Here is a 24,275-nt window from a genome sequence, read left to right as displayed (position 1 = left end):
CCCGGTGGCCGGCCGGCAAGGCCGGTCACCGGGACTCCGGTTGCGCCCGCCGCCACAGCAAAGCCGCCCCGCACGCCGCCACCACGCCGATCGCGCCCGCGCCGGCGACCACGCCGTGCGGAGCCACGCGCTCGGCCGCCACTCCCGCCAGCACCACACCCAGCCCCTGCGACACGCGCAACGCCGTCAACGCGAACCCGAACGCCTGCGCGCGCTGGGCGTCCGGCGTGAGCTGGACGAACGTCGTGTTGGCGATCAAGTTGTACGAACTGGCCACGCCGGACAGCGTCAGCACCGCCAGCGTGCCCGCCAGGTTCGGACGCAGCGCGCAGCCCAGCAGCGCCGCGCACGCCAGCACCGCCAGCGGCCCGAGCAAACGGGCTCGCTGAGAAGGCGGGACCCGCGACAGCGCCGCCATCCCGAGCACGTTCCCCAGCGCGTACGCCCCGAGCAGCAGCCCGACGACCACCGCGCCGCCGCCCAGCTCCGCCGCGTACGGAGCCGCGATCGCCTCGCCCGCGATGTAGATCCCCGACACGCACCCCAGCGCGACCAGCGCGAGCCGGCGCCGGTCGCCGACGACCACCGTCCAGCCCGCGCGCACGTGCCGCCACCAGCGGACGCCGGACGCCTGGCGCGGCGGCCGCGACCGGACGCCGGTGACCAGGAACAGCGCCGACACCGCGAAGCTCGCCGCGTCCGCGAGCAGCGCGCCGCCCGTGCCGATGCCCGCCACCAGGAGCCCGCCCAGCGCGAACCCGGCGACCTGGCCCGCCTGCACCAGCATCATCAGCAGGCCCATCCCCGGCACGAACCGCTCGCCGGGCAGCACCTGCGGCAGCAGGGCCGCGCGCGCGGAGTTCCAGACGGGGTTGAGCAGCTGGACGCCGATCAGCAGCGCCGCGACCGCCGGCAGCGGCAGGCCCGGCCACGCCATCACGGCGACGGCGAGCGCGCGCAGCACGTCGGCGGAAACCAGCACCGCCCGCGGCGGGTACCGGTCGGCCAGCCCGGACAGCAGCGGCCCGCCCACGAGGTCCGGCAGGAACGTCAGCGCGTAGGTCAGCGCGGCCCAGCCCGGCGAGTTCGTCCGGTCGTAGACCAGGATCGACAGCGCGACCCGCGCGAGCTGGTCACCGGTGACCGAGACCAGCTGCGCGGAGAACAGCGCCCGGAACTCGGCCACCGCGAGGACGTCCCGGAAGCCGACCGCGCGCACCGCCATGGCGACCCACGGTACCGGCGCGGACGCCCAGCGTGAACGGCCGTTAGGAGGTTACTGCCCCTCGCCGCACGTGATTTTCGGCTGCGGGTTGTAGTGGACCGTCCGCGTGGAGCGGCTCACCTCGCGCCCGGACGCGGCGTCCTTGAGCACCCGCGTGTCGGTCGTGGTGAACCCCGGGGCGCCGTTCGACGCGTGGCAGTTCTCCGCCGGGCCCGCCTTGGGCTGCGGGTCGCTCGGGTTGGAGCGGCCGCCGGGGATCGACTCGACGGTGTAGCGCTTGGTGCCCCACAGCTTCACGGTGATCGACGACGGCGTCCAGATCGCCTGGATCGCGATGCCGGTGGCCGAGTCGTTCGTGAACTTGAGGTCGATGACGCTGGAGCCGTTGGGGTTCTGGAACACCGTCGCCTCGCGCGCGGCGGGGTAGCGGCTGATGTAGTAGCTGTGCTCCTTGTGCCCCGCGTCCTTCATGCCCGCGAAGTAGGACGCGTTGTACAGCGTCGTCGCGAACTGCGAGATGCCGCCGCCGACCTCGCGGCCCGGCGCGCCGTCCTTGATCACGCCCGCCTCGACGTACCCCTGCGGCTTGCCGCGCGGGCCGGTGAACCCGTTGAGGCTGAAGGTTTCCCCGGGCTTGACGATGGCGCCGCTGACTTTCTGCGCGACGACCCGGATGTTGGTGCCGGAGTCGGCCGCGAAGCCGCCGGTGGTGAACTCGCCGACGACCTCCTTGACGCCCAGCTGGTTCGCCTGCTCGGTCGTCACCTTCGCCGGGGCGTCCTTGTAGATCGCCGGTACCTCACGGCCGTCGGTCTTCTTCAGCACCTCGGGCAGCGGCTTGAGGCTCGGGTCCCAATCGATGGTCCGGCCGTCGGTGGAGGGGTCGACCGTGGGCTTGCCGCCCTCGAAGACGATGGTCGCCTCCTTGCCCTCCTTCTCGGTGGACTTCAGCTGCGGCCCGGCGGCTTCGGCGATCTTGGCGTTGTCGATCTTCGGCGCGAGCCCGCCGCCCTCGGCGGGCTCGAAGCTCAGCGCGGCGGCGATCGCCTCCGGCTTCACGGTGGCGTTCTTGCCTTCGCCCTTGACGACCAGCGGGCCCGAGACGGCGGGGCGCGCGAACTGGTCCAGCGCGGCCTGGACGCCTTCGGGGGTGGTGCGGACCGGCGTGGCGGTCACCGGCAGGGCCAGGGCGCCGCCGCTCGCCCACTTCTCGACGACCGCGGCCTTGGCGGCGCCGACGTCGAGCTTCTGCCCGGGCTTCGGCGGCACGGCGACCGGGTTGACGCCTTCGAACTTCACGGTGCCTTCGGCCGGCTCGCGGTCGACCTGGCCGCGGAGGCCGTCGAGGGCGGCGGCGAGCTTGGCGTCGTCGGCGTGGCTGACGACGCCGACCTCGCGGCTGGAGAACAGCGACGCCAGGCGCGTGAACGGGTTCAGCGGCTGCGAGCCGGCCTCGTCGAGGGTCTTCGGCCAGTCGAGGCCGAGCCCGGCGGCCGTCGGCGAGAGGGTGCCCTGGACGTCGCCCGCGGTGACGGCGAGGGGCCGCGTCAGCCGCGGCTCGATCTGCCCGCGCAGCTCCTGCTCGGCCGCGTCGCGGTCCATCCCGCCGACGTCGACGCCGGCGACGGTCACGCCGCGCGGGACGCTGCCCTGGCTGACCAGCAGGTCGACGCCGTAGACCACGACCAGCAGGCCGAAGACGCCGCCCGCGATCCAGCCGGCTTTGCGCAGGTCGCGCTTCTTCGGGGGTTCCGGGTCCGGTTCGGGCCGGACGACCGGCAGGACGTCCGTCTGCTCACCGTGTGACTCGGGCCAGCGCGGTTCGTACGGCAACTTTCCACCCCTTCAACGCGGCACCGGAACGCGCCGGTGACGGCCTCAGCGTACGGGGCACCCGGACAAGCCGTACGACTCGCCCTAACGGGGGATGAACCGGTCACGCAACGGTCAACCCGCGTCGGGTTCGGGGTTGTGGCCGGCTCGCGCGAGGAAGTCGAAGTCGCAGCCTTCGTCGGCTTGCGTGATGTGTTCGCTGTAGAGCGCGCCGTAACCGCGCTCGAACCGCCGTGCCGGAGCTGTCCACTCCGCACGCCGCCGGGCGAGCTCCTCATCGGACACGTCGAGCCGCAGCACGCGGGCCGGTACGTCGAGGGTGATCAGGTCGCCGTCGCGGACCAGCGCGAGCGGCCCGCCGACGTGGGACTCGGGGGCCACGTGCAGCACGCACGCGCCGTAGCTCGTGCCGCTCATCCGCGCGTCGGAGATCCGGACCATGTCGCGCACGCCCTGTTCGAGCAGGTGCTTGGGGATCGGCAGCATCCCGTACTCGGGCATGCCGGGGCCGCCGAGCGGGCCCGAGCCGCGCAGCACCAGCACCGAGTCCGCGGTGATCGACGGGTTCTCGATCCGCTTCTTGAGGTCCGCGTAGTTCTCGAACACCACGGCCGGGCCGGTGTGCGTCAGCAGGTGTCTCTCGGCGGCGATGTGCTTGATCACCGCACCCGACGGGGCCAGGTTGCCGTGCAGCACCGCGACTCCGCCTTCGGCCGCCACCGGGTTGTCGCGAGTCCGGATGACGTCGTCGTTGTGCACCCGCGCGGCCTCGAGGTCGGCGCCGAGCGTGCGGCCGGTGACGGTCACCCGATCGGTGTGCAGCAGGTCGGTCAGCCGCGACAGCAGGCCGGGCAGCCCGCCCGCGTAGTAGAAGTCCTCCATCAGCCAGTCGCCGCCCGGGCGGACGTTCGCGAGCACCGGGACGCGCCGCGCGATCGCGTCGAAATCCGCCAGGCTCACCGGGATCCCGCTGCGCCCGGCCATCGCGATCAGGTGGATCACGGCGTTGGTGGACCCGCCCAGCGCGAGCACGGTGGTGATCGCGTCTTCGTAGGCGGTCTTGTCCAGGATCCGGCCGGCCGTCAGGTCTTCCCAGACCATGCCGACGATCCGCGCGCCGCTCGCCGCGGCCATCCGGTGGTGGGCGGAGTCGACGGCCGGGATCGACGCCGCACCGGGCAGCGTCATGCCGAGCACCTCGGCGGCCGACGTCATCGTCGACGCCGTGCCCATCGTCATGCAGTGCCCCGGTGAGCGGGCCAGGCCACGCTCCAGTTCGGACATTTCGGCGTCGCCGATCAGGCCGGCCCGCTTGTCGTCCCAGTACTTCCACATGTCGGTGCCGCTGCCGAGCACCTCGTCGCGCCAGTGCCCGCGCAGCATCGGCCCGGCCGGCACGAAGATCGCGGGCAGGTCCGCGCTGGCCGCGCCCATCAGCAGCGCCGGGGTCGTCTTGTCGCAGCCGCCCATCAGGACGGCGCCGTCGATCGGGTAGGACCGCAGGATCTCCTCGGTCTCCATGGCGAGGAGGTTGCGGTAGAGCATGGGGGTCGGCTTCTGGTAGGTCTCCGACAGCGTCGCGACCGGGAACTCCAGCGGGAACCCGCCGGCCTGCCAGACGCCGCGCTTGACCTGCTCGGCGCGTTCGCGCAGGTGCATGTGGCACGGGTTGATGTCCGACCACGTGTTGAGGATGCCGATGACCGGCTTGCCGAGGTGCTCTTCCGGGTTGTAGCCGAGCTGGCGGCTGCGGGCGCGGTGGCTGAAGTTGCGCAGTTCGCCGCCGCCGAACCACCGGTGGCTGCGGAGCTCCTCGGGTGCTTTCATGCGATCCAGTATGGCATCTGATATATGATCTCGCGGGCCTGGTTGAATGGGTTTCGACACGATACGAGGGAGCGACCATGACCGGGACGTTCAGCCTGCCCGCCTCCCGGACCGAAGTGGTCCTGGAGGAGATCCGCCGCGGCATCCTGACCCGGGAACTGGTGCCCGGCCAGCCGCTCGTCGAAGCGGAGCTGGCCGCGCGGCTCGGCGTGTCGAAGACGCCGGTGCGCGAGGCGCTCAAGGTGCTGTCCAATTCGGGCCTGGTGACGTTCAGCCCGTACAAGGGCGCTTCGGTCGTCATGGTCGACGCCGAGCTCGCGAAGTCCGTTTACGACGTGCGGATGGTGCTGGAACCGGAAGCCGTCCGCCGGACCGTCGAGCGGCGCGACCCCGAACTGCTGGAAGACGCCGCCGAGGCGCTGAAGGAAGCGTCGACGGCCATCGCGGACAAGGACCAGGCCGCGCTGAGCCTGCTCAACCGCCGGTTCCACCGCGCCCTCTACCGCGGCTGCGGCAACCCGCTGCTGGTCAGCATCCTCGACGACCTCAAGGACCGCGCGGCCCTGATCAGCGTCGTCGGCTGGGAAGCCAACCCCAGCTGGAAGAAGGAGCTGACCGAGCACAAGGCCGTGCTCGCGGCGGCCAAGAAGGGGGACGCCGAAGGCGCCGCGGCGCTGCTCAAGGAGCACATCGGCGGCTTCCTCGAGCGGGTCCTCAAGGCCATCGGATGAAGCTGCTGCTCATCTCGGACACCCACCTGCCGGCCCGCGCCCGCGTGCTGCCGCCGCAGGTGTGGGCCGAGGTCGAGGCGGCGGACGTCGTCGTGCACGCCGGCGACTGGGTCGAGGCCGGCGTGCTCGACGAGCTGGAAGCACGCAGCAAGCGCCTGATCGGCGTCTACGGCAACAACGACGGCGCGGACCTGCGCGCGCGGCTGCCCGAGATCGCGCGCGCGGACCTCGACGGGCTCCGGCTGGCCGTGATCCACGAAACGGGCTCGAAGCAGGGCCGCGAACAGCGCTGCGACGCGCAGTTCCCGGACACCGACGTGCTCGTGTTCGGGCACAGCCACATCCCGTGGGACACCACGACCTCAGCAGGGCTGCGGCTGCTCAACCCCGGTTCGCCCACCGACCGCCGTCGCCAGCCGTTCTGCACCTACCAGACCGCTCGCGTCGAGAACGGCACGCTGACCGGCGTCGAGCTGCACGAACTGCCCCGGAAGGGGTAGGAAGGGTCCATGGATCCGGCATGGGCGTTGCGGGAGATCGCGTTCCAGCTCGAACGCGCGGGGGAACCGACCTACCGCGTGCGCGCGTTCCGGAACGCGGCCGCGACCGTCGACAAGACCGAGGCTTCGCAGCTGGCCTCGATGGCCGAGAACGGCACGCTGACCTCGTTGCCCGGCATCGGGAAGGCGACCGCCGGCGTCATCGAGGACGCGCTGGCCGGCCGTGACCCGGCGTACCGGTCGAAGATCGTCGAGAAGAAGCTGCCGGACGGCGAGCCGCTGCGCTCGGCTTTGAAGGGTGACTGCCACACGCATTCGGACTGGTCGGACGGCGGCAGCTCGATCGGGGAGATGGCCGTCGCGGGCCGGGACGTCGGGCACGAGTGGATGGTGCTGACCGACCACTCGCCGCGGCTGACCGTCGCGAACGGGCTCTCACCGGACCGGCTGCGGACGCAGATGCAGATCGTGGCGAAGGCCAACGAGCTGATGGCGCCCTTCCGGCTGCTGCACGGCATCGAGGTCGACATCCTCGACGACGGCGCCCTCGACCAGGAAGAGGAGCTGCTGGGGCAGCTGGACTTCGTCGTCGCGAGCGTGCACTCGAAGCTGCGGATGCCGGCGCGCGACATGACCCGGCGGATGGTGGCGGCCGTGCGCAACCCGCACGTCCGGGTGCTGGGGCACTGCACCGGCCGCCTGGTCGTCGGCCGCGGCCGTCCCGAGTCGGAGTTCGACGCCGAGGCGGTGTTCACCGCGTGCCGTGAGAACGGCGTGGCCGTCGAGATCAACTCGCGTCCGGAGCGGCTCGACCCGCCGATGCGGCTGCTGAAACTGGCCGCGGAGATCGGTTGCGAGTTCGCCATCGACAGCGACGCGCACGCACCGGGTCAGCTCGACTGGCAGCCCTACGGCTGCGAACGCGCGGTCAAGGCCGGCATCGGGCCGGAGCGGATCATCAACACCCGCACGGCGGAAGAGCTGCTCAGCCGCTGATCTCGATGACGGGGTGCTTCGCCGGGTCGAGCCAGCCCAGGAGCGCTTCGAGGTCCGGGCCGGTGATCGCGACGCAACCCGCGGTCGGTTTCCCGTCGGTGACGTGCAGGAAGAACGCCGAACCCGCGCCCGGCACCACCGGCGTCCGGTTGTAGTCGATGACGACGGCCCGGGCGTAGACCGCGCCCGCCGCGCCGAGGTTCTCGCCGGCGGCTTCGTCGAACGGGCACGTGCCGGGGGCGCAGGAGAAGTGCGTGTTGTAGTAACGGGATCCGACGTCGGAGACCCACCAGTCCGAGGTGGTGACCTCGCGGTAGGGCAGCCGGGTCCGCGCGGGCCGCGTGCCGAACGCCTCGGTGAGCGGCCAGACGCCGGCCGGGGTGTGCGACGTCGACTCGCCGGCCTGGCCGACGCCGTTCCGCCCGACGTGCGCGGTGATCGGGCCGTACGCTTTCGCCCACTCGCCGCCGGTGCGCTGCCACGCCGTGAGGACGGCGGTGGTCGCGCCCGCGGCGTCGGCCTGCACGGTGATCCGCTGCCGCGGCTCCGGCTGCTCCGGCGAGGCGGCCCCGCTTGTCAGCAGCGCGGCCGCGGCCAGCGTGGCACCGAGGGCTCTCCTGCGCATGCCGGAGAGCTTAACGGTGCCACGCCGCCGGTGCGTCAGTTGATCGTGTAGGAGTCCCCGTAGACCTTCCACTTCAGCGGGGTGTGCAGGTCGAAGTTGCCCGCGTTGAGGAACACCAGCTGCTCGGTGTCGACGCGCGAGGTGTCGGCGTGCGCCTCTTCCTGCTTCATGATCACCTTGCGGGCGGCGAAGAACGCCTTGAGGTACGTCGCCTCGTCGCCGCCCTGGGCCGGGGTCTTCGCCTTCTTCATCGCGGCCTTGCGGATGCCGCCGAAGCTGTCGGAGCTGTCGCCGGGGCCGTGCATGACGATCGCGTCGTAGTAGGCGAACTGGCCGAGGTTGCTGAGGCCGTCGGACTTGCCCTGGCTGACCGCGGGGTTGAAGTACACGCGGTCGCGCTCGTTGTTCTGCGCGGTCTGGAACGCGGTGGTGGCCGCGGCTTGCTTCCAGGCGCTTTCGAAGGCCGAGCCGAGCCCGCTGTGGGAGTCGGTGCCGTTCACCTTGCGCAGCGCGGGAAGGTACTTGGCCAGGGGGTTGTTCGGCACGGAGTTCGTGTAGGCCTCGACGAGTTCGAGCATGTCGCCGGTGCCGGAGCAGAACCCGATGATGCCGGCGGTGTACCCGCGGCCGTCGCCGATGTCCTCGATGTACTTGTACTGCGCTTTCCAGTCCAGCGACGAGTTTTCCGCGCTGGAGACCAGCTTCATCGCGATCTCCTTCTTCGCCGGGGCCGACAGGTCGCCGACGGCGAGGGCGGTCGCGCTGTGCGCCGCGAGTGGCGCCGGGGCGGCCGAGGAGAGCGCGGGGGTGGTGATCACGAGGGCGGCGACGGAGGCCGCGCCGAGCGCGCCGATGACTACCGGCCGCAACTTCTTGCTCATGGGTGGAGACCCTTTCCGCGGGTGCGCCGTGGGGGATCACGGCGGGTACGGGTGATGCGGGTGGAGCTGCGGCGTAGCGACACGGTAGCGAAGAGTCAGCAGGCTCCACAAGAGGCGGAATTCGTTCATGTTCGTGAACGGTCCAGACCACCGGAAAGGGTCCGCAAAGGACGGTCGCGGCGACGACATGAAAGGGTCGTTCATGTCGTCGGACGGCATGAACGGGTCGTTCATGTCCTTTGCGGGTGGGCGGTCCGGCAGCCGGCAACGTCATGAACGAGTCGTTCACCTCGCCAGATGCGATGAACGAGTCGTTCATGACCACCGAAACTCGATATCCCGCCGAAACGCCTCTCCAGCCCGGCGTCCCGCGGGCGGTGGTGCCAGGCGGAGCATCGCCCCGCCCGGCTTTGCCGGAGCCCTGCCGTTTCGGGGCGGGCGAGTGCTCAGCGCGCCCCGGTGAAGATGCGGATGACGTCCGGCAGCACGTTCACCGGGATCGTCGGGTCGATCGCCCGCTGCACGCCGAGGCCGATGCCGAGGCTGAGCAACGCGGTCGCGGCGTCGTCGGCCGACATCGGGAGCGTGATCCCGAAGCGCTCGGCGTACCCGCTCAGCAGGCCGGCGATGGTGTCGCGGATCGCCTTGTCCCGCGCGGCCAGTTCGGCGCGCACGTGCGGGTTGCGCCGCGCGTTCGTGGCGAACTCGACCTCGAGAGAGGTCCAGGCCTCGTCGCCGATGCTGCGCTCGGCCCAGGTCTGGAACGCGGCCAGCAGGTCGTCCACGCCCTCGGCGCCGACCAGCCCTTCGGCGATCAGCGCGACCTGCTCGTCGTGGATCCGGTCGAGGACGGCGAGGCAGAGCTCGTCCTTGTTGCGGAAGTTCGAGTACACCGCGCCCTTCGAGTAGCCGGCCTCGTCCGCGACCTTCTCCAGTGACGTCACCGAGTAGCCGTCGCGCAGGAACAGCAGCTGGGCGGTCTCGATGAGCTGCTCGCGGGTGCGTGCCTGGCTTTCCGCGCGGGTGAGTCGGGCCATGGGGTCACTCTAGTCAGGTGCGGAATCGGGGTACCACTAGTATTCGAATACTGCTAGTCTCTGAAAATGGAACAATGCCACTTCGCGGTCCTCGTCGTCGGCGCCGGGGCGTCCGGGCTGGGCGCCGCCATCCGGCTGGGCCAGGCCGGCGTCGACGACCTCGCCGTGCTGGAGAAGGCCGGTTCGCTCGGCGGGACCTGGCGCGACAACACGTATCCCGGCTGTGCCTGCGACGTCCCGTCCGCGCTGTACTCGTACTCGTTCGCGCCGAATCCCGAGTGGACGCGGGCCTTCGCCGGGCAGGCGGAGATCCGCGCGTACCTCGCGGACACGGCGTCGAGGTTCGGCGTCACGTCGAAGATCCGCTACGGCGTCGAGGTGACGCGGGCGCAGTGGAATCCCCGGGAGTCCATTTGGGAGCTGGAGACCACGCGCGGGCCGTATTCGGCGCGGGTCCTGGTCGCCGGAACCGGGCCGTGGCACGAGCCACTGATCCCGGACCTGCCGGGGCTCGGCGATTTTCCCGGCGAGGTCTTCCATTCCGCGCGGTGGAACCACGACTACGACTTGAGCGGCAAGCGGGTCGCGGTGATCGGCACGGGTGCGTCGGCGGTCCAGTTCGTCCCGCGGATCGTGCCGTCGGTGGGCCGGTTGCACCTGTTCCAGCGCACGGCGCAGTGGGTGCTGCCGAAGCCGGATCACCACGTTCCGGGCGTCGAACGGTTCCTGCTGCGGCGGTTCCCCGCGCTGCAGCGGGCGTTGCGCAGCGCGGAGTACGGGGCGATGGAGACGCTCGGTTTCGGGTTCCGGCACCCGTGGCTGCTGCGGCAGGTGCAGAAGATCGGGCTCGCGCACCTGCGGTTGGCGGTGCGGGATCCGGCGTTGCGCCGGGCGTTGACGCCGGATTACACGCTCGGGTGCAAGCGGTTGCTGATGTCCAACACGTACTACCGGTCGCTGACTCAGTCCCATGTGGACGTTCACGCGACGGCGGTGCGTTCTGTTTCCGGCAGCCGGGTGCTCGGCGCCGACGGATCTTCCGCGGACGTCGACGCGATCATCTTCGGTACCGGCTTCCACATCCTCGACATGCCGGTGTCCTCACGCGTCTTCGACGGCGACGGCCGGAGCCTGGACGACCACTGGAAGGGCAGCCCGCAGGCGTACGCGGGGACGACGGTGGCCGGATTCCCGAACCTGTTCCTCTTGCTGGGCCCCAGCCTGGGGACCGGGCATTCGTCGGCGTTCATGATCCTGGAGGCCCAGCTGCGCCACACGGTTTCGGCGGTGACGCGGACGTTGAGCGCGGAGGGGGCGGTCCTGTCGGTCCGCCCGGAGGCGCAGGAGGCGTTCAACGCGGAGGTCCAGGCGGCGCTGCCGGGCACGGTGTACCAGTCCGGCGGGTGTTCGAGTTACTACACGGACGTCAACGGGCGCAACAGTTTCAGCTGGCCGTTCTCGACCGGCCGGCTGCGGTCGCAGGTGGGCGCGTTCGACGAGGCCGACTACGAAGTCGTGAGTGAGAAACAAGGTTGGAACACTGTTTCTCACTCACAACCGGGCGGTCAGTCCCATTCCCAGCACAGGCCGTAGACGCCAGGCTGGGCGTCCAGCACCGCGATGTGGCTCGTGAAACTCGGCCCCACCGGCAGCTCCGGCCGCTCCACCGAGTCCTCCCCGTCGTACCGGTAGCACCGCACCGGCACCGCCGCCGGGTCGAAGCACGCCTGCAGCACGATCTGCCGGGCCGGCGCCCGCACCCCGAACTGCAGGTAGCTCGTCTCCGGCGGCGTTCCGTCGTAGGCGAACTCGAAGTCGAACACGTACGTCTCGCCCGCCCGCAGCGGGTAGTCGAACCGCAGCTCCAGCGCCACCAGCTCGGACGCGGCGTCCCGGCGGACGCGGCCCGGGCGGCAGCAGCGCGCCGAGCGCAGCACCGGCTGGTGGCCGCCGCCGGTCTGGGGCCGGAAGAACGACACCCAGCGGTCGACGCCGTCCTCGCGGCTGGTCACCACCAGCTCCGTGCGCACCGACCGCTCGGTGCGGTCCGGGCCCAGCGTCGCCCGCTGGTGCACCGACGCCAGCGCCAGCCGCGCGTTGCCGTCGAGGTCGATGCCGTCGCACGACGCCAGTTCCGTCGGCTCGGAACCGAGCGCGCTGGCCAGGCTGACCCCGCCCGGCCACGGCTCCGCCCGGCGCACCCGGGGCCGCGCCACCAGGCTGGTCAACGCCGCCGCGGGCAGGCCGAGACACCCTTCGGCGACGCCCACCGCGTGCAGCGAACGTGCCCCTTCGGGGTGCCGCCGGCCGCGGCGCCAGTAGCTCAGCGTGGCCAGGCTGACCTGGGCGCCCCGCATCGCCATCCGTCGCTGCAGGGCCTCCAGGCTCAGGCCGCGCTGCCGGATCGCCAGGTCGAAGGCCTCGGCGAACGGGGCCGACGCTGATAACGCCTCCATCCGGGTAAGCATGAATACCGGACGCACCGGACGCAACGAGGCCTGCCACCAAAGTAGGTGGCAGGCCCCGTGGGGGTCAGCTGACGGTGACCCCGGTGTCGTCCACGGCGAACGACGTCTGCAGCGACTGGTCCTCGGTCCCGGCGAACTTCAGCGTGACCGTCTGGCCCGCATACGTTGACAGGTCGAGCGTCTTCTGGACGTAGGCCGAGTTCCGGTCGAGGTTCGAGTACGTCGCCAGCGTCGTCGGCCCGGCGGACACGACGAGCTTGTCGTAAGCGACGTTCTCGGTCTCGGCCGTCCACACGCGCAGCCAGAACGTCAGGCTCGCCCGGCAGTTCGCGGGGATCGTGACGGACTGCGTGAGCGTGTCGGTGTGCGCCGAGCCCCAGCCGCCGAGCCAGGAGTCGTAGGTGCCCGAGCGCGCCGGCGCCTGGCCGCCCCACTGGCCGATGGTGGTGTTCGGGTCGGTCCACGACGCCTTGCCGGACTCGAAGCCCGGGTTCTGCACCAGCTGCCCGCTGCACCCGCCCGGAGGAGTCGTAGTGGTCGGCGGAGTGGTCGTGGGCGGGGTCGTCGTGGTCGGCGGCGTGCCCGTGCACGTCGGGTCGCCGGACTGCGCCGGGACGCTCACCGCGTTCCACGCCGCCTTCACGGCGTCGAACTCCGCGCAGCTGTCCGGGTACAGGTTCTTCGCGGCCTGCAGCGTCCACGTGCGGTAGCGCAGGTAGTTGCTGCCGGACGTCTTCAGCTGCACCGCGCCGTGCATGATGTTGATCGCCTTGCGGATGCCGAGGCCGGCCACGGTGCTGTTGTTGCACGTCGAGCTGGTCGGCTGCCCGTTCGTCGGGTTGCTGCCTTCGGCGAGCAGGTAGAACCAGTGGTCGCCGGGGCCGGCGGCCTTGTGCACCTCCGCGTTCGGCGTCGAGCTGGAGTAGCAGCTCGGGTCGCCGACCTTCGACGGGTCGTACATGTACCGGATCGCGCCGGTGCCGACCAGGTTGACCTCCTCGCCGATCGCGTAGTCCGGCGGGTCGTACTGGGACGGCTCGTTCGCGTAGAACTCCGTCGCCGTGCCGAAGGTGTCGGCGATGAACTCCTGCGTGCCGCCGCCGGAGAACCCGCCGGAGCCGGAGTAGTCGTCGACGCCGTGGCCCATTTCGTGGCCGAGGATGTCGAGCGAGCCGACCCACTCGCCGCTCGGGTTGTGGCCGAGGTTCACGTACGCGGGGCGCGAGTTGTAGTAGTAGGCGTTTTCGTCGTCGAGGCCGACGCGGATCTTCCACGCGCCGCCGTTGCCGGTGAAGCCGTTGCGGCCCACCCATTCCGAGAGCATCTTCTTCTCGGTCTGCGCGACGAACAGCGCGTCGGCGCAGCCGGTCTCGATGTTCGTGCCGGTGCCGTTGCCCCAGCTGTCGTCCGATCCGGTGAGGACGGAGTCGCTGCTGTAGTTGCGGCAGTCCAGGTTCGGCGTGTTCGGGTCGGCCATCGAGTACGTGCTGCCGGACTTCGTCGTGTTCAGCGGCAGCGGCGCCGGGCCGTTCCACTTGCCGGTGCCGGTGCCGGTGCCCGCGGCGACGTGCTGGACGGTCCGCAGGACGCGCCCGTCCACGGCGTCGACGTAGACGCTCAGGCTGCTCGGCTCGCCGTGTTCGTCGGTGCCTTCGACGTTGCTCTCGTACGCGAGCCGCCCGCTGCCGTCGGCGACCACGACGAGCTTCCCGCCCGGCAGGCTCTTCGGCCCGCGGACCTGATTGCGCGCCACGGTTTCGGCCTGCGCGGCGGTGAGCTTCGCGCCGTGGACGTCGAGGTCGCCGAGGGCCTGCTGCTGCGCGACGGACGTGGTCTTGACGGTGCCGGCGGAGTCGGTGGCGATGACGAGGTCGCCGCCGATCACGGGCAGGCCGTCGTAGGTGCGGTCGTAGACGACGTACGACAGGCCTTGGGCCGACCGCACGTCCCGCTGGACGAACTTGTCGTGCTTCCCGGCGTGGAGGGCGGCGGGCCGGGCGTCGATCAGGCCGGCCGCGGCACTGGTGGCGTTGGCCTGGGCCTGCGCGGCGGAGGGAGGCGGTTCGGGGACGGGCTGCGCGGGCGCGGCGACGGCGATGCCGACCACCACCATGCCGGCCGCCGTCGCACCGCCGAGCGCGGCGAACCGTTGGGGCAATCTCATGACGCTCCTTGCGAAAACGCGATGGGGGGAGGGAGAACCCGATCGACGTTAAGCGCGGTGCGGGAGCGGCAGAAGATTCATCACAGCCGCAAACTTTCACGCTGTGGGGGTGTGAAACCGGTCAGAGGGTGTGGAACCGCAGGCCCGCCTTGGTGAGCCGGTCGATGAGGGCGTCGCCCATCGCGGTCGCGGTGGTCACCTGGCCCGCGGTTTCCGGGAGGGTGTCGGTCGCGAGGCACAACGCCGATTCCGCGAGCATCTTCGCGGTTTCGTCGTAGCCGGGGTCGCCGCCGGAGACTTCGGTGACGACGCGCTCGCCGCCACCCTCGCCGATGAACCGCACCGAGAACCACGACCGGGCGCGACGTTCCGGGCTCGGGCCGTTGCCGGGGGCGAGCAGCCGGGAGAGGCCGCGCCGCGCGGGCGGGACCTGCGCCGCCGCGAGCAGCGCACCGGCCCCGAGCACGCCGCCCGCGAGGACGGGAAGGTGCTTGACGGCGGCGAAGTGCCGGTAGGTGAAGTCCGGGCCGTAGCGTTCGGACGCGGCGGCCGACCGGCGGACGACCTCGGGATCGATCGTCGGGAGCGGAACCGCCCACCAACCGGCGTCGGCGACGCGGTGCGGCCGGCCGAGCGGGGCGTGGGCGAAGCGCCCGGCGGGCCGCGGCTCGGCGGCCGCGCGTTCCTTGGCGACCCGCGCGCCGGCCGGGAGGCGGGACATGATGGTCAGCGCGCTGAGGAACGTGCCGCCGGAGGGCGTCCCGCTGGCCCGGACGTAGCCGTTGACGGTGAGGGGGACGCCTTCGGGCAGCTGCTTGACGGTGAAGTAGGCGCCGAGGTCGTGCGGGATGGAGTCGAAGCCGCAGGCGTGGACGAGCCGGGCGCCGGTCTCGCGGGCGCGGTGGTCGTGGGCGAGGTACATGCGGTCGACGAACTCGGGTTCGCCGGTGAGGTCGACGTAGTCGGTCCCGGCCGCGGCGCAGGCGGCGACCAGGGGTTCGCCTTGGGTGAGGTAGGGGCCGACGGTGGTGATGACGACCTTGGTGGCCTCGGCGACGGCTCGGAGTGAGGCGGGCTCGCCGGAGTCGGCGACGAGGAGGTCGAGGGCGGCGAAGCGGTCGTCGATGGCCGCGAGGCGGGCGCGGACGGCTTCGAGCTTGCCCCGGTTGCGTCCGGCGAGGGCCCAGCGCAGGTCCGCGGGGGAGTGCCGGGCGAGGTATTCGGCGGTGAGGCCCCCGGTGAACCCGGTGGCGCCGAAAAGGACGACGTCGTAGGCGCGCATGTCTCCTCCAGGGGACGTCGACGGCGGACGGGCTCAGGTTACCCGCGAGTAGACGGGGGCGCCGGGCGCAGCAGAGGGGGCGCCGCGTCGCCCGCCGGAACCGCCGCTACTTCCGGTCCCCCGTGTAAACCACCGCCGCCGCGACGGCGGCCACCCCGGCGATCACGTCCGCGATCCGGCGCGGCAGCGCGTGGTGCGTGTCCTCCATCCACGCCCGCACCCGCGCCCGGTCCAGTTCCGGCTCGCACAGGTCGTCGACCCCCGCCGTCCACGCCAGCAGTGCCAGGCACGCCGCGTGCGGGTCCGGCCGGTCGATGCCGAACACCGCCGCCCTTGCCTTGCTGCGGGCCGCCGTCGAGACCAGCAGGTCCGCCGGTGGGTAGCGGAATCGGCGCAACAACGCCGGCGTCCGGCGGACGAGCCCCAGCGCCACCAGATTGTCCGCGGCGATCGAGGGCAGTTCCGCGCGCAGGTGGCCGACCCACTCCCGGACGCTGTACGCCGCCGTTTCCGAAACAATTTCGGAAAACACGTGATCGGCGGTCGGAATGCCCGGGGACCGCGTGGCGATCGCGCGGACCGTGCGGTCCTCGACCGTGATCCGGTCGGTGAACAGCAAGTCGCACAACGCCGCGCCGGCCAAGCCGATGCCCAGCGACGTCCGGCTCAGCACCGGGCGGCCGGTGAACTCGTCGTGGCCGAGGAAGAAGAACGAATCCACCAAGGTGAGCCGGCGCATGACGGAAAACGGCCCCCTGGGCGGTCGCGGTGAGGATGCCGAAGATAGCGGTCCGGCTTCGCGTCGCTTTCATTGCCGTCACGTTTACCCCGAACGGACGTACCGTCGCCCCGCGTGGACCCCCTACTCTGGGTCGCCGCCGACCAAGATCACCTAGGCGCGGGGAAAGGTCCATGGGAACCCACACGCCGGGGCGCGGCCTCGGCACCAGGCGGCTCGGCGCCGCCCAGATCGTCTTCTTCGTCGTCGCGGCGGCCGGTCCGCTGTACGCGATCGCCGGCGGCGTCTCGGCGACGTACGCGGTCACCGGCAGCGTCGGTGTGCCGTTGTCGTTCGTGCTGCTGGCGCCGGTGCTCGCGCTGTTCGGCGTCGGGTACGCCGCGATGAGCCGGTACATCACGAACGCCGGCGCGTTCTACCCCTATGTGGCGCACGGGATCGGGCGCTCCGCGGGCACGGCCGTCGCCTACGTGACGGTGCTCGCCTACAGCTCCATCCAGACCGGCGTCTTCGGTCTGTTCGGGTTGTCGGTGTCCACCTGGCTGAACACGACGTTCGGGACGGACCTGCCGTGGTGGCCCATCGCGCTGCTGATGGTGCTCGTCGTCGGGGTGGGCGGTGTCCTGCGGATCGACCTCAACGCGAAGGTGCTCGGCGTCGCGCTCGGCCTCGAAGTCGCCGTGCTCGCCGTGCTGAACTTCGGGATGTTCAGCCACCCCGCGGGGAACGCGCTGACGCCGCTGCGGCCGTCGAGCCTGTTCACGGCGGGTGTCGGTGCCGTTTTCGCTTTCTCCATCGCGGTTTTCCTCGGTTTCGAAGGCGCCGCCACCTACGGCGAGGAGTGCCGCGACCCGCGCCGGACCGTCGGCCGCGCGACCTACATCGCGATCGGGCTGACCGCCGTGCTGTACATCGCGTCGTCGCTCGGGCTGGCGGTCGCGACCGGGCCGGACCACGTCGTCGAGCGTGCCACCGCCGAAGGGCCGGGCCTGCTGTTCGGGCTCGGCGGCCAGTACTTCGGCACGGCCTTCGCCGACACCGCGTACGTGCTCTTCCTGACGAGCCAGTGCGCCGCGCTGCTGAGCTTCCACAACGCCGCCGCGCGGTACTTCTTCGCGCTGGGCCGCGAAGGGCTCCTGCCGGACGGCCTCAGCCGCACCAGCAAGCGCACCGGCGCGCCGATCGGTGGCTCCCTGGTCCAGACCACGATCGGCCTGGTCGTCGTCTCGGTGTTCGCGCTGGCCGGGCGTGATCCGTTCACCGACCTGTTCACCTGGACCGGCGTGACGGCCTCGACCGGCGTCACGATCATCATGGTCGCGGTTTCGCTGTCGGTCATCGGGTTCTTCCGCCGCCGCCCCGGCCGCGAGACGTGGTGGCGGCGCGCGGGCGCCCCGGCGCTCGCGGCGGTGACGTTGACGGCGGTGCTGGTGCTGATCGTCGTCAACTTCGACGTCCTGCTCGGCCCGGCGGGCTCGATCCCGTGGCTGCGCTGGGGCCTGCCGGGGCTGCTGGTGCTCGCCGGCCTGGCCGGGTTCCTGCGGGCCGAGGCGCTGCGCACCCGGAAGCCGGAGGTCTACGCGGCGATCGGCGGCCCGTTGCGCGACGACGAACTCGCGGAGACGCGGTGAGCGACGTCCGCGCGGCTGCACCGCCTGAGCTGGACGCGGTGCTCGCGATCCTGGTCGCCGCGTTCCAGGACGATCCGATGAGCCGCTGGGTGTTCCCCGCCGACGAGCGCCGCCGGGCCGTCTCGCACCCGGCGTTCTTCCGCGAGCTGATCCAGGCCGGGTTCGCCGCGGGCAGCGTCGACGTCACCGAAGACCACTCGGCGGCGGTGATCTGGCTGCCCGGCGGCGCGGGCGACGACGAGGCGATCAAGGGGCTCGACCCGGCCGAGCAGGACCGGCTGGACGTCCTGCTCGGCATGATGGCCGGCCTGGAGCCTGCCGAGCCCCACTGGCACGCGCAGTTCATCGGCGTGCTGCCCGGACGCCGGCGTGCGGGAATCGGCGCGCGGTTGCTGGGCCACGGCCTCGCCCGCTACGACGCCGAGGGCGTGCCCACGTACTTGGAGGCCAGCTCGCCGGACAGCACGCGCCTGTACCGGCGGCTCGGGTTCCGCGACCACGGGCCGGCGTTCCGGCCGCCTGGTGGGCCGCCGATGCAGCCGATGTGGCGCGCGCCGGGCTGAGTCCGTCGCCGGTGGGTGTGAGTCTGCGCGCGGCTCTGGCCGGTGTCCTGTCCCGCCCGGGTTCGGCGACCACGGGCCGGCGTTCCATCCGCCCGGCGAGCCGCCGATGTGGCGCGCCCCGGCCACCCGTTACCGGCGGGTACAGTGCCCCCTCGAACGCGAGGAGGAAGCCGTGACCGAACGCTTCGGCAGCTACCAGAACGAGCTCTACCTGCAGGGACTCGGTGGGGTGCTGCCGCCGTGCTCGACCGATGCGACCAAGCTCGAAGCGTCGGCCCGCGAGGTCATGGCGCCCGGCCCCTTCTCCTACGTCGCGGGCTCGGCCGGCTCGGGCGCGACCGCCCGCGCGAACCGCGAGGCCTTCGACCGCTGGCGCGTCGTGCCGCGGATGCTGACCGGCGCGACCGACCGCGACCTCTCGACGACCGTGCTCGGCACCCGGCTGGCCGCGCCGGTGGCCGTCGCGCCCGTCGGTGTCCAGTCGATCGTGCACCCGGACGGCGAATCGGCGACCGCCCGCGCGGCCGCCTCGGTCGGGTTGCCGTTCATCCTGTCGACGGCCTCGTCGACCGGCATCGAGGACGCCGCCGCGGCCAACGGCGACGGCCCGCGCTGGTTCCAGCTGTACTGGCCCGGCGACCCGGACGTCTGCGCGAGCCTGCTGGCCCGCGCGAAGGCGGCCGGCTACACGGCGCTGGTCGTCACGCTCGACACGTGGACGCTGGCCTGGCGACCGTCCGATCTGGACCAGTCGTACCTGCCGTTCCTGCAGGGCGAGGGCCTCGCGGTCCCGTTCACCGACCCGGTGTTCCTGTCCCGGCTGCAGAAGACGCCGGAGGAGGACCGCGGCACGGCGATCCTGACGTGGATCGGCATGATCACCGGCACCGACCGGACGTGGGACCAGCTGCCGTTCCTGCGCGAACACTGGGACGGCCCGATCGTGCTCAAGGGCATCCAGCACGTCGCGGACGCGCGCCGCGCGGCGGAGGCCGGGATGGACGGCATCGTCGTGTCCAACCACGGCGGCCGCCAGGTCGACGGCGCGATCGGCGCGCTGGAGGCGCTGCCCGGGATCGTCGCGGCGGTGGGCGACCGCCTGGAGGTGCTGTTCGACTCGGGCGTGCGCACCGGCGCGGACGTGCTCAAGGCGATCGCGCTGGGCGCGCGGGCGGTGCTAATCGGCCGCCCGTGGGTGTACGGCCTGGCGCACGCGGGCGAGGACGGCGTGCGCCACGTGCTCCGGAGCCTGCTGGCGGACTTCGACCTGACCATGGGACTTTCCGGCCACCGCACCCTCGCCGACCTGGGCCCGGACTCGCTCCAGCGCACGTGAGGTAACGAATCGGGAAAGCAGGGGACAGCCCGGGAACCGGCGGCTACTCTTCGAGTCCCATTGCGGGCCGTCGGGGCGGCCGGCTCCTGTTTCTCTTTCCCGTTGGGGGTTTTCCGTGTCTTCCATCATGATGCGCATCGGCATCCTGTTCGCGGTTCTCGGCTTCGGCTCGCTCGTGCTCGAGCAGTTCGACATGGAGTTCCGGCTGCTGTCCTGGGCCAGCGACATGCAGCCGACGTTCGGCATCGGGCTGGGCGTCCTCGGCCTCGTGCTGATCGGCGGTTCGGTGGCGATCAGCCGCACGAAGTCGGCGCCGCAGCCGCAGCAGCAGTTCGCCCAGCAGCCGCCGGCCCCGGGCCAGCAGCCCTACGCCGGCCAGCAGCAGCAATACCCGGCCCAGGCGCCGCAGCAGCAGTACCCGAACCAGCAGGGCTGAGCGTCGTTCCGAAGGCCCCGCACCACCCGGTGCGGGGCCTTTCGCGTGCGCCCGGTCACGTGGCGGGGATATTCGGAAGCCGGGTTCGTCACGCACGGCTATCCTTGGTCCAAGAATGTCCACGCCATCCCCCCTCGAAGCGCTGCGTGCGCGCCTGCCCGAGCTGATGCCGCGCGACGAGCACCGGCTGCGCCGGCGGCTCGACGGTGCCCGCAAGGCTCGTGACCGCGACGCCGCCCTCGCGCAGATCGCCGCCGACGTCGACAAGGCCGAGCTGCGGGTCCAGTCGCGCCGCGAGAGCGTGCCCAAGATCGACTACCCCGAAGAGCTGCCGGTCAGCCGGCTCAAGGACGAGATCGCCGCGGCCATCGGCAAGCACCAGGTCGTGATCGTCGCGGGGGAGACCGGCTCGGGCAAGACCACCCAGCTGCCGAAGATCTGCCTCGAGCTCGGCCGCGGCATCCGCGGGCAGATCGGGCACACCCAGCCCCGCCGGCTCGCCGCGCGCACGGTCGCCGACCGGATCGCCAGCGAACTGAAGACCGAGCTCGGCGACGCCGTCGGCTACAAGGTGCGGTTCACCGACCAGTCCGGGCAGGACACGCTGGTCAAGCTGATGACCGACGGCATCCTGCTCGCCGAGATCCAGACCGACCGCTCGCTGCGCCAGTACGACACGCTCATCATCGACGAGGCCCACGAGCGCAGCCTCAACATCGACTTCATCCTCGGCTACCTCAAGCAGCTGCTGCCGCGCCGCCCCGACCTCAAGGTCATCATCACCTCGGCGACCATCGACCCCGAGCGGTTCTCGAAGCACTTCGACGACGCGCCGATCGTCGAGGTCTCGGGCCGGACCTACCCGGTCGAGACGCGCTACCGGCCCCTGGTCGATCCGGACGACCCCGAGGGCGACGACGAGCGCGACCAGACCCAGGGCATCCTCGAGGCCGTCGAGGAGCTGTGTGCCGAAGGTCCCGGCGACATCCTCGTGTTCCTCTCCGGCGAACGCGAAATCCGTGACACCGCCGACGTTCTGAACCGCGCGAACCTGCGGAACACCGAGGTCCTGCCGCTGTACGCGCGGCTGTCGGCGGCCGAGCAGCAGCGGATCTTCCAGTCCCACACCGGCCGCCGGGTGGTGCTCGCGACGAACGTCGCCGAGACGTCGCTGACCGTGCCGGGCATCAAGTACGTCGTCGACCCGGGCACCGCGCGGATCTCGCGCTACAGCCACCGCACCAAGGTGCAGCGCCTCCCGATCGAGCCGGTGTCGCAGGCGTCGGCGAACCAGCGCAAGGGCCGGTGCGGCCGGACGTCCGACGGCATCTGCATACGGCTCTACTCCGAAGAGGACTTCGAGAGCCGGCCCGAGTTCACCGACCCCGAGATCCTGCGGACGAACCTCGCGTCGGTCATCCTGCAGATGACCTCGCTCGGCCTCGGCGACATCGCGGCGTTCCCGTTCGTCGAGCCGCCGGACCGCCGCCAGGTCACCGACGGCATCGGCCTGCTGCAGGAGCTGGGCGCGTTCTCCAGCACCAGCTCCGACCGCACCCTCACCGACACCGGCCGCAAGCTCGCGCAGCTGCCCGTCGACCCGCGAATGGGCCGGATGGTCCTGGAAGCGGCGAAGAACGGCTGCGTCCGCGAGGTCATGATCATCGCCGCGGCACTGTCCATCCAGGACCCGCGCGAGCGGCCGGCGGAGAAGCAGCAGGCGGCCGACGCCCAGCACGCGCGGTTCGCCGACCCGACGTCGGACTTCCTCGCCTACCTCAACCTCTGGGAGTACGTCGCCGAGCAGCAGAAAGCGTTGTCCGGCAACCAGTTCCGGCGCATGTGCCGCACCGAGTACCTGAACTACCTGCGCCTGCGCGAGTGGCAGGACATCTTCAGCCAGCTGCGCCAGCTGGCGAAACCGCTCGGCATCTCGCTCAACACGAACGCGTCCCCGGTGGACCCGCAGCGCGTGCACACGTCGCTGATCGCCGGGCTGCTGTCGCACATCGGGCTCAAGGACCCGGCGAAGGGCGACTACCTGGGCGCGCGTGGCGCCCGGTTCGGCGTCTTCCCCGGGTCGGCGCTGTTCAAGAAGCAGCCGCGCTGGGTGATGTCGGCCGAACTGGTCGAGACGTCCCGGCTCTGGGCGCGGGTCAACGCGCGCATCGAGCCGGAGTGGGTCGAACCGCTCGCGCAGCACGTCGTCAAGCGCAACTACTCCGAACCGCACTGGGAACGCAAGCAGGGCGCGGTGATGGCCACCGAGCGCGTCACGCTCTACGGCGTCCCGCTGATCGCCGACCGCCGCGTCAACTACGGCCGGATCGACCCGGAGATGTCCCGCGCGCTGTTCATCCGGCACGCGCTCGTCGAGGGTGACTGGCAGACGCGCCACCACTTCTTCGCCGAGAACCGCGCGCTGCTGGAAGAAGTCGAGGACCTGGAAAACCGGGCGCGGCGGCGCGACATCCTGGTCGACGACCAGACGCTGTACGAGTTCTACGACGCCCGCGTCCCGGCCGACGTCGTCTCCGTGCGCCACTTCGACACGTGGTGGAAGAAGACGCGCCACGAGCAACCGGACCTGCTCTCGTTCGAGAAGTCCATGCTCATCAACGAAACCGCGGGTGGCGTCCGCGAAGGCGACTACCCGGACTCGTGGACGCAGGGCACGCAGGTCTTCACGCTGACCTACCAGTTCGAGCCGGGCGCGGACGCCGACGGCGTCACCGTGCACATCCCGCTGCCGGTGCTGAACCAGGTGACGCCGGACGGCTTCGACTGGCAGGTGCCGGGCCTGCGCGCGGAACTGGTCACGCAGCTGATCAAGTCGCTGCCGAAGGCGTTGCGGCGCAACTTCGTCCCGGCGCCGGACACGGCCCGGGACGTCCTTTCGCGAGTGTCGCCTTCGGACGGTCCGCTGCTGGAGATGCTCGGCCGCGAGCTGCGTTCCCTGCGTGGCGTAACGGTTCCCTACGCCGACTGGGACCTTTCCTCGGTGCCGGAACACCTCAAGATGACGTTCCGGGTCGTCGACGAGCGCGGCAAGCGCGTCGCCGAGGGCAAGGACGTCGAGGAGCTGCAGCGCCGGCTGGCCCCGAAGGTCCGGGCCACGATCTCCAAGGCGGCCAACAGCCTCGAGAAAGCCGGGCTGACCAAGCCGTCGTTCGGTTCGCTGCCGAAGGTGTTCGAATCGACGCAGCGCGGGCACGACGTGAAGGCGTACCCGGCGCTGGTCGACGAAGGCGCGTCGGTCGCCGTGCGGCTGCTGGACACGCCGGGCCAGCAGGAACACGCGATGTGGGCGGGCACCCGGCGGATGCTGCGGCTGAACCTGAACTCGCCGATGAAGTTCATCACGCGGTCGCTGTCCAACTCCTCGAAGCTCGTGCTGAACCGGAACCCGCACGGCAGCGTGGCGGCGCTGCTCGAAGACTGCGTCGACTGCGCGGTGGACGCGCTGATGGCCGAGGGCGGCGGTCCGGTGTTCGACGAGACCGGCTTCAAGGTGCTGCTGGAAAAGGTGCGCGCGGGTCTGCACCCGCAGGTGCTCGACGTCCTGACCGACGTGGAAAAGATCCTCCGCGCCGCGAACGACGTCGAGGTCGCCTTGCCGGGCACGCGCGGTCCGGCGGAGTCGCTGTCCGACGTCCGCGCGCAGCTGACCGGCCTGGTGTACCCGGGTTTCGTGACGGCGACGGGTGCCTCGCGGCTGCGGCACGTGGTCCGCTACCTGCAAGGGATCTCGCGACGGCTGGAGAAGCTGCCGACCGAGCCGACGCGGGACCTCCAGCGGACGGCGGACATCGCGTGGATCCAGGGCGAGTACGCCGACGCGGTGGCCACGCTGCCGCCGGGGACGTCGTCGCCGGCGTTGAACGAGGTGCGGTGGATGATCGAGGAACTGCGGGTGTCGTTCTTCGCGCAGACGCTCGGCACCGCGCACCCGGTGTCGCTGAAGCGGATCACCAAGGCGATCGACGACGCGCTGGCCTAGA

The 24,275-nt window shown here is 71.3% G+C and carries 19 protein-coding genes; 9 read left to right on the top strand and 10 right to left on the bottom strand.

Translation table 11 applies throughout. The features are described 5' to 3' along the window. Nucleotides 1-25 precede the first annotated feature (25 nt). From BLV96_RS42665 to araD, 3 genes are all read right to left on the bottom strand, one after another. The gene (locus BLV96_RS42665) at nucleotides 26-1,225 is read right to left on the bottom strand and encodes an MFS transporter (RefSeq protein ID WP_086679300.1); all 1,200 of its coding nucleotides are present in this window, start codon (nucleotides 1,223-1,225) and stop codon (nucleotides 26-28) included. A gap of 51 nt (nucleotides 1,226-1,276) precedes the next feature. Beyond that, nucleotides 1,277-3,058 carry a VanW family protein gene (locus BLV96_RS42660; protein WP_086679299.1) on the bottom strand — a complete coding sequence of 594 codons (1,782 nt, stop codon included), beginning with the start codon at nucleotides 3,056-3,058 and terminating at the stop codon, nucleotides 1,277-1,279. A 114-nt stretch (nucleotides 3,059-3,172) separates the two neighbouring features. Further along, nucleotides 3,173-4,885 (bottom strand): L-arabinonate dehydratase, encoded by a 1,713-nt coding sequence (gene araD / locus BLV96_RS42655; RefSeq protein ID WP_086679298.1) that lies wholly within the window; start codon nucleotides 4,883-4,885, stop codon nucleotides 3,173-3,175. 77 nt (nucleotides 4,886-4,962) lie between these two features. On the opposite strand from araD, the gene BLV96_RS42650 reads away from it, so the two are divergent. From BLV96_RS42650 to BLV96_RS42640, 3 genes are read left to right on the top strand one after another with little or no spacing between them, the layout of a single operon-like run. Next, nucleotides 4,963-5,616, top strand: coding sequence for a GntR family transcriptional regulator (locus BLV96_RS42650; RefSeq protein ID WP_086679297.1), 654 nt, complete (start codon nucleotides 4,963-4,965; stop codon nucleotides 5,614-5,616). Continuing rightward, nucleotides 5,613-6,116 carry a metallophosphoesterase family protein gene (locus tag BLV96_RS42645; RefSeq protein WP_086679296.1) on the top strand — a complete coding sequence of 168 codons (504 nt, stop codon included), beginning with the start codon at nucleotides 5,613-5,615 and terminating at the stop codon, nucleotides 6,114-6,116. The genes BLV96_RS42650 and BLV96_RS42645 overlap by 4 nt, the downstream gene beginning before the upstream one ends. A 9-nt stretch (nucleotides 6,117-6,125) precedes the next feature. Continuing rightward, nucleotides 6,126-7,112 carry a PHP domain-containing protein gene (locus tag BLV96_RS42640; RefSeq protein WP_086679295.1) on the top strand — a complete coding sequence of 329 codons (987 nt, stop codon included), beginning with the start codon at nucleotides 6,126-6,128 and terminating at the stop codon, nucleotides 7,110-7,112. Here the strand turns inward: BLV96_RS42640 and BLV96_RS42635 are convergent. The 3 genes from BLV96_RS42635 to BLV96_RS42625 all read right to left on the bottom strand — a co-directional run bounded on the left by BLV96_RS42635 (nucleotide 7,102) and on the right by BLV96_RS42625 (nucleotide 9,655). Beyond that, nucleotides 7,102-7,737: a L,D-transpeptidase family protein gene (locus BLV96_RS42635; RefSeq protein ID WP_244180908.1), complete on the bottom strand. Its 636-nt coding sequence runs from the start codon at nucleotides 7,735-7,737 to the stop codon at nucleotides 7,102-7,104. The genes BLV96_RS42640 and BLV96_RS42635 overlap by 11 nt on opposite strands. Nucleotides 7,738-7,772: 35 nt before the next feature. Then, a complete protein-coding gene (locus BLV96_RS42630; protein ID WP_086679294.1) occupies nucleotides 7,773-8,618 on the bottom strand; it encodes a chitosanase in 846 nt (281 codons plus the stop codon). 446 nt (nucleotides 8,619-9,064) lie between these two features. After that, complete coding sequence (locus BLV96_RS42625; RefSeq protein ID WP_086679293.1) at nucleotides 9,065-9,655, bottom strand: TetR/AcrR family transcriptional regulator; 591 nt, start codon at nucleotides 9,653-9,655, stop codon at nucleotides 9,065-9,067. A 66-nt stretch (nucleotides 9,656-9,721) separates the two neighbouring features. Between BLV96_RS42625 and BLV96_RS42620 the strand changes: the two genes are divergently transcribed. After that, nucleotides 9,722-11,248: a flavin-containing monooxygenase gene (locus BLV96_RS42620; RefSeq protein WP_086679292.1), complete on the top strand. Its 1,527-nt coding sequence runs from the start codon at nucleotides 9,722-9,724 to the stop codon at nucleotides 11,246-11,248. On the opposite strand, the gene BLV96_RS42615 is transcribed toward BLV96_RS42620, so the two are convergent. From BLV96_RS42615 to BLV96_RS42600, 4 genes are all read right to left on the bottom strand, one after another. After that, complete coding sequence (locus BLV96_RS42615) at nucleotides 11,221-12,111, bottom strand: hypothetical protein (protein ID WP_086679291.1); 891 nt, start codon at nucleotides 12,109-12,111, stop codon at nucleotides 11,221-11,223. The genes BLV96_RS42620 and BLV96_RS42615 overlap by 28 nt on opposite strands. A gap of 76 nt (nucleotides 12,112-12,187) precedes the next feature. Next, the gene (locus tag BLV96_RS42610; RefSeq protein ID WP_086679290.1) at nucleotides 12,188-14,287 is read right to left on the bottom strand and encodes a M4 family metallopeptidase; all 2,100 of its coding nucleotides are present in this window, start codon (nucleotides 14,285-14,287) and stop codon (nucleotides 12,188-12,190) included. A 121-nt stretch (nucleotides 14,288-14,408) separates the two neighbouring features. Continuing rightward, nucleotides 14,409-15,569 (bottom strand): saccharopine dehydrogenase family protein, encoded by a 1,161-nt coding sequence (locus BLV96_RS42605; protein ID WP_086679289.1) that lies wholly within the window; start codon nucleotides 15,567-15,569, stop codon nucleotides 14,409-14,411. A gap of 106 nt (nucleotides 15,570-15,675) precedes the next feature. After that, complete coding sequence (locus BLV96_RS42600) at nucleotides 15,676-16,308, bottom strand: GOLPH3/VPS74 family protein (protein ID WP_086679288.1); 633 nt, start codon at nucleotides 16,306-16,308, stop codon at nucleotides 15,676-15,678. 173 nt (nucleotides 16,309-16,481) lie between these two features. Here BLV96_RS42600 and BLV96_RS42595 point away from each other — a divergent pair, with 173 nt between their 5' ends. The 5 genes from BLV96_RS42595 to hrpA all read left to right on the top strand — a co-directional run bounded on the left by BLV96_RS42595 (nucleotide 16,482) and on the right by hrpA (nucleotide 24,274). After that, nucleotides 16,482-17,939: an APC family permease gene (locus tag BLV96_RS42595; RefSeq protein WP_086679287.1), complete on the top strand. Its 1,458-nt coding sequence runs from the start codon at nucleotides 16,482-16,484 to the stop codon at nucleotides 17,937-17,939. Continuing rightward, a complete protein-coding gene (locus BLV96_RS42590) occupies nucleotides 17,936-18,502 on the top strand; it encodes a GNAT family N-acetyltransferase (protein WP_244180907.1) in 567 nt (188 codons plus the stop codon). Before BLV96_RS42595 ends, BLV96_RS42590 begins: the two co-directional genes overlap by 4 nt. Nucleotides 18,503-18,674: 172 nt before the next feature. Next, entirely contained in the window at nucleotides 18,675-19,838 is a 1,164-nt protein-coding gene (locus tag BLV96_RS42585) for a lactate 2-monooxygenase (protein WP_086679286.1), read from the top strand. 115 nt (nucleotides 19,839-19,953) lie between these two features. Further along, the gene (locus BLV96_RS51050) at nucleotides 19,954-20,274 is read left to right on the top strand and encodes a hypothetical protein (RefSeq protein WP_244180906.1); all 321 of its coding nucleotides are present in this window, start codon (nucleotides 19,954-19,956) and stop codon (nucleotides 20,272-20,274) included. 115 nt (nucleotides 20,275-20,389) lie between these two features. Then, the gene (gene hrpA / locus BLV96_RS42575) at nucleotides 20,390-24,274 is read left to right on the top strand and encodes an ATP-dependent RNA helicase HrpA (protein ID WP_086679285.1); all 3,885 of its coding nucleotides are present in this window, start codon (nucleotides 20,390-20,392) and stop codon (nucleotides 24,272-24,274) included. Nucleotide 24,275 lies beyond the last annotated feature (1 nt).

Origin of the sequence: Amycolatopsis pretoriensis, from assembly GCF_900107925.1 — a bacterium.
Classification (GTDB): domain Bacteria; phylum Actinomycetota; class Actinomycetes; order Mycobacteriales; family Pseudonocardiaceae; genus Amycolatopsis; species Amycolatopsis pretoriensis.
Note: the sequence above shows the minus strand (reverse complement) of the source record. Positions and strands in the feature narration are given on the sequence as shown.

Bases quoted from the DNA above. Each gene is read 5' to 3' on its own strand.
- BLV96_RS42600 (WP_086679288.1), bottom strand. From the start codon at position 16,308: ATGCGCCGGCTCACCTTGGTGGATTCGTTCTTCTTCCTCGGCCACGAC.
- BLV96_RS42595 (WP_086679287.1), top strand. From the start codon at position 16,482: ATGGGAACCCACACGCCGGGGCGCGGCCTCGGCACCAGGCGGCTCGGC.
- BLV96_RS42625 (WP_086679293.1), bottom strand. From the start codon at position 9,655: ATGGCCCGACTCACCCGCGCGGAAAGCCAGGCACGCACCCGCGAGCAG.
- BLV96_RS42645 (WP_086679296.1), top strand. From the start codon at position 5,613: ATGAAGCTGCTGCTCATCTCGGACACCCACCTGCCGGCCCGCGCCCGC.
- BLV96_RS42635 (WP_244180908.1), bottom strand. From the start codon at position 7,737: ATGCGCAGGAGAGCCCTCGGTGCCACGCTGGCCGCGGCCGCGCTGCTG.
- BLV96_RS42620 (WP_086679292.1), top strand. From the start codon at position 9,722: ATGGAACAATGCCACTTCGCGGTCCTCGTCGTCGGCGCCGGGGCGTCC.
- BLV96_RS42605 (WP_086679289.1), bottom strand. From the start codon at position 15,569: ATGCGCGCCTACGACGTCGTCCTTTTCGGCGCCACCGGGTTCACCGGG.
- BLV96_RS42610 (WP_086679290.1), bottom strand. From the start codon at position 14,287: ATGAGATTGCCCCAACGGTTCGCCGCGCTCGGCGGTGCGACGGCGGCC.
- BLV96_RS42615 (WP_086679291.1), bottom strand. From the start codon at position 12,111: ATGGAGGCGTTATCAGCGTCGGCCCCGTTCGCCGAGGCCTTCGACCTG.
- araD (WP_086679298.1), bottom strand. From the start codon at position 4,885: ATGAAAGCACCCGAGGAGCTCCGCAGCCACCGGTGGTTCGGCGGCGGC.
- BLV96_RS42640 (WP_086679295.1), top strand. From the start codon at position 6,126: ATGGATCCGGCATGGGCGTTGCGGGAGATCGCGTTCCAGCTCGAACGC.
- hrpA (WP_086679285.1), top strand. From the start codon at position 20,390: ATGTCCACGCCATCCCCCCTCGAAGCGCTGCGTGCGCGCCTGCCCGAG.
- BLV96_RS42665 (WP_086679300.1), bottom strand. From the start codon at position 1,225: ATGGCGGTGCGCGCGGTCGGCTTCCGGGACGTCCTCGCGGTGGCCGAG.
- BLV96_RS42630 (WP_086679294.1), bottom strand. From the start codon at position 8,618: ATGAGCAAGAAGTTGCGGCCGGTAGTCATCGGCGCGCTCGGCGCGGCC.
- BLV96_RS42650 (WP_086679297.1), top strand. From the start codon at position 4,963: ATGACCGGGACGTTCAGCCTGCCCGCCTCCCGGACCGAAGTGGTCCTG.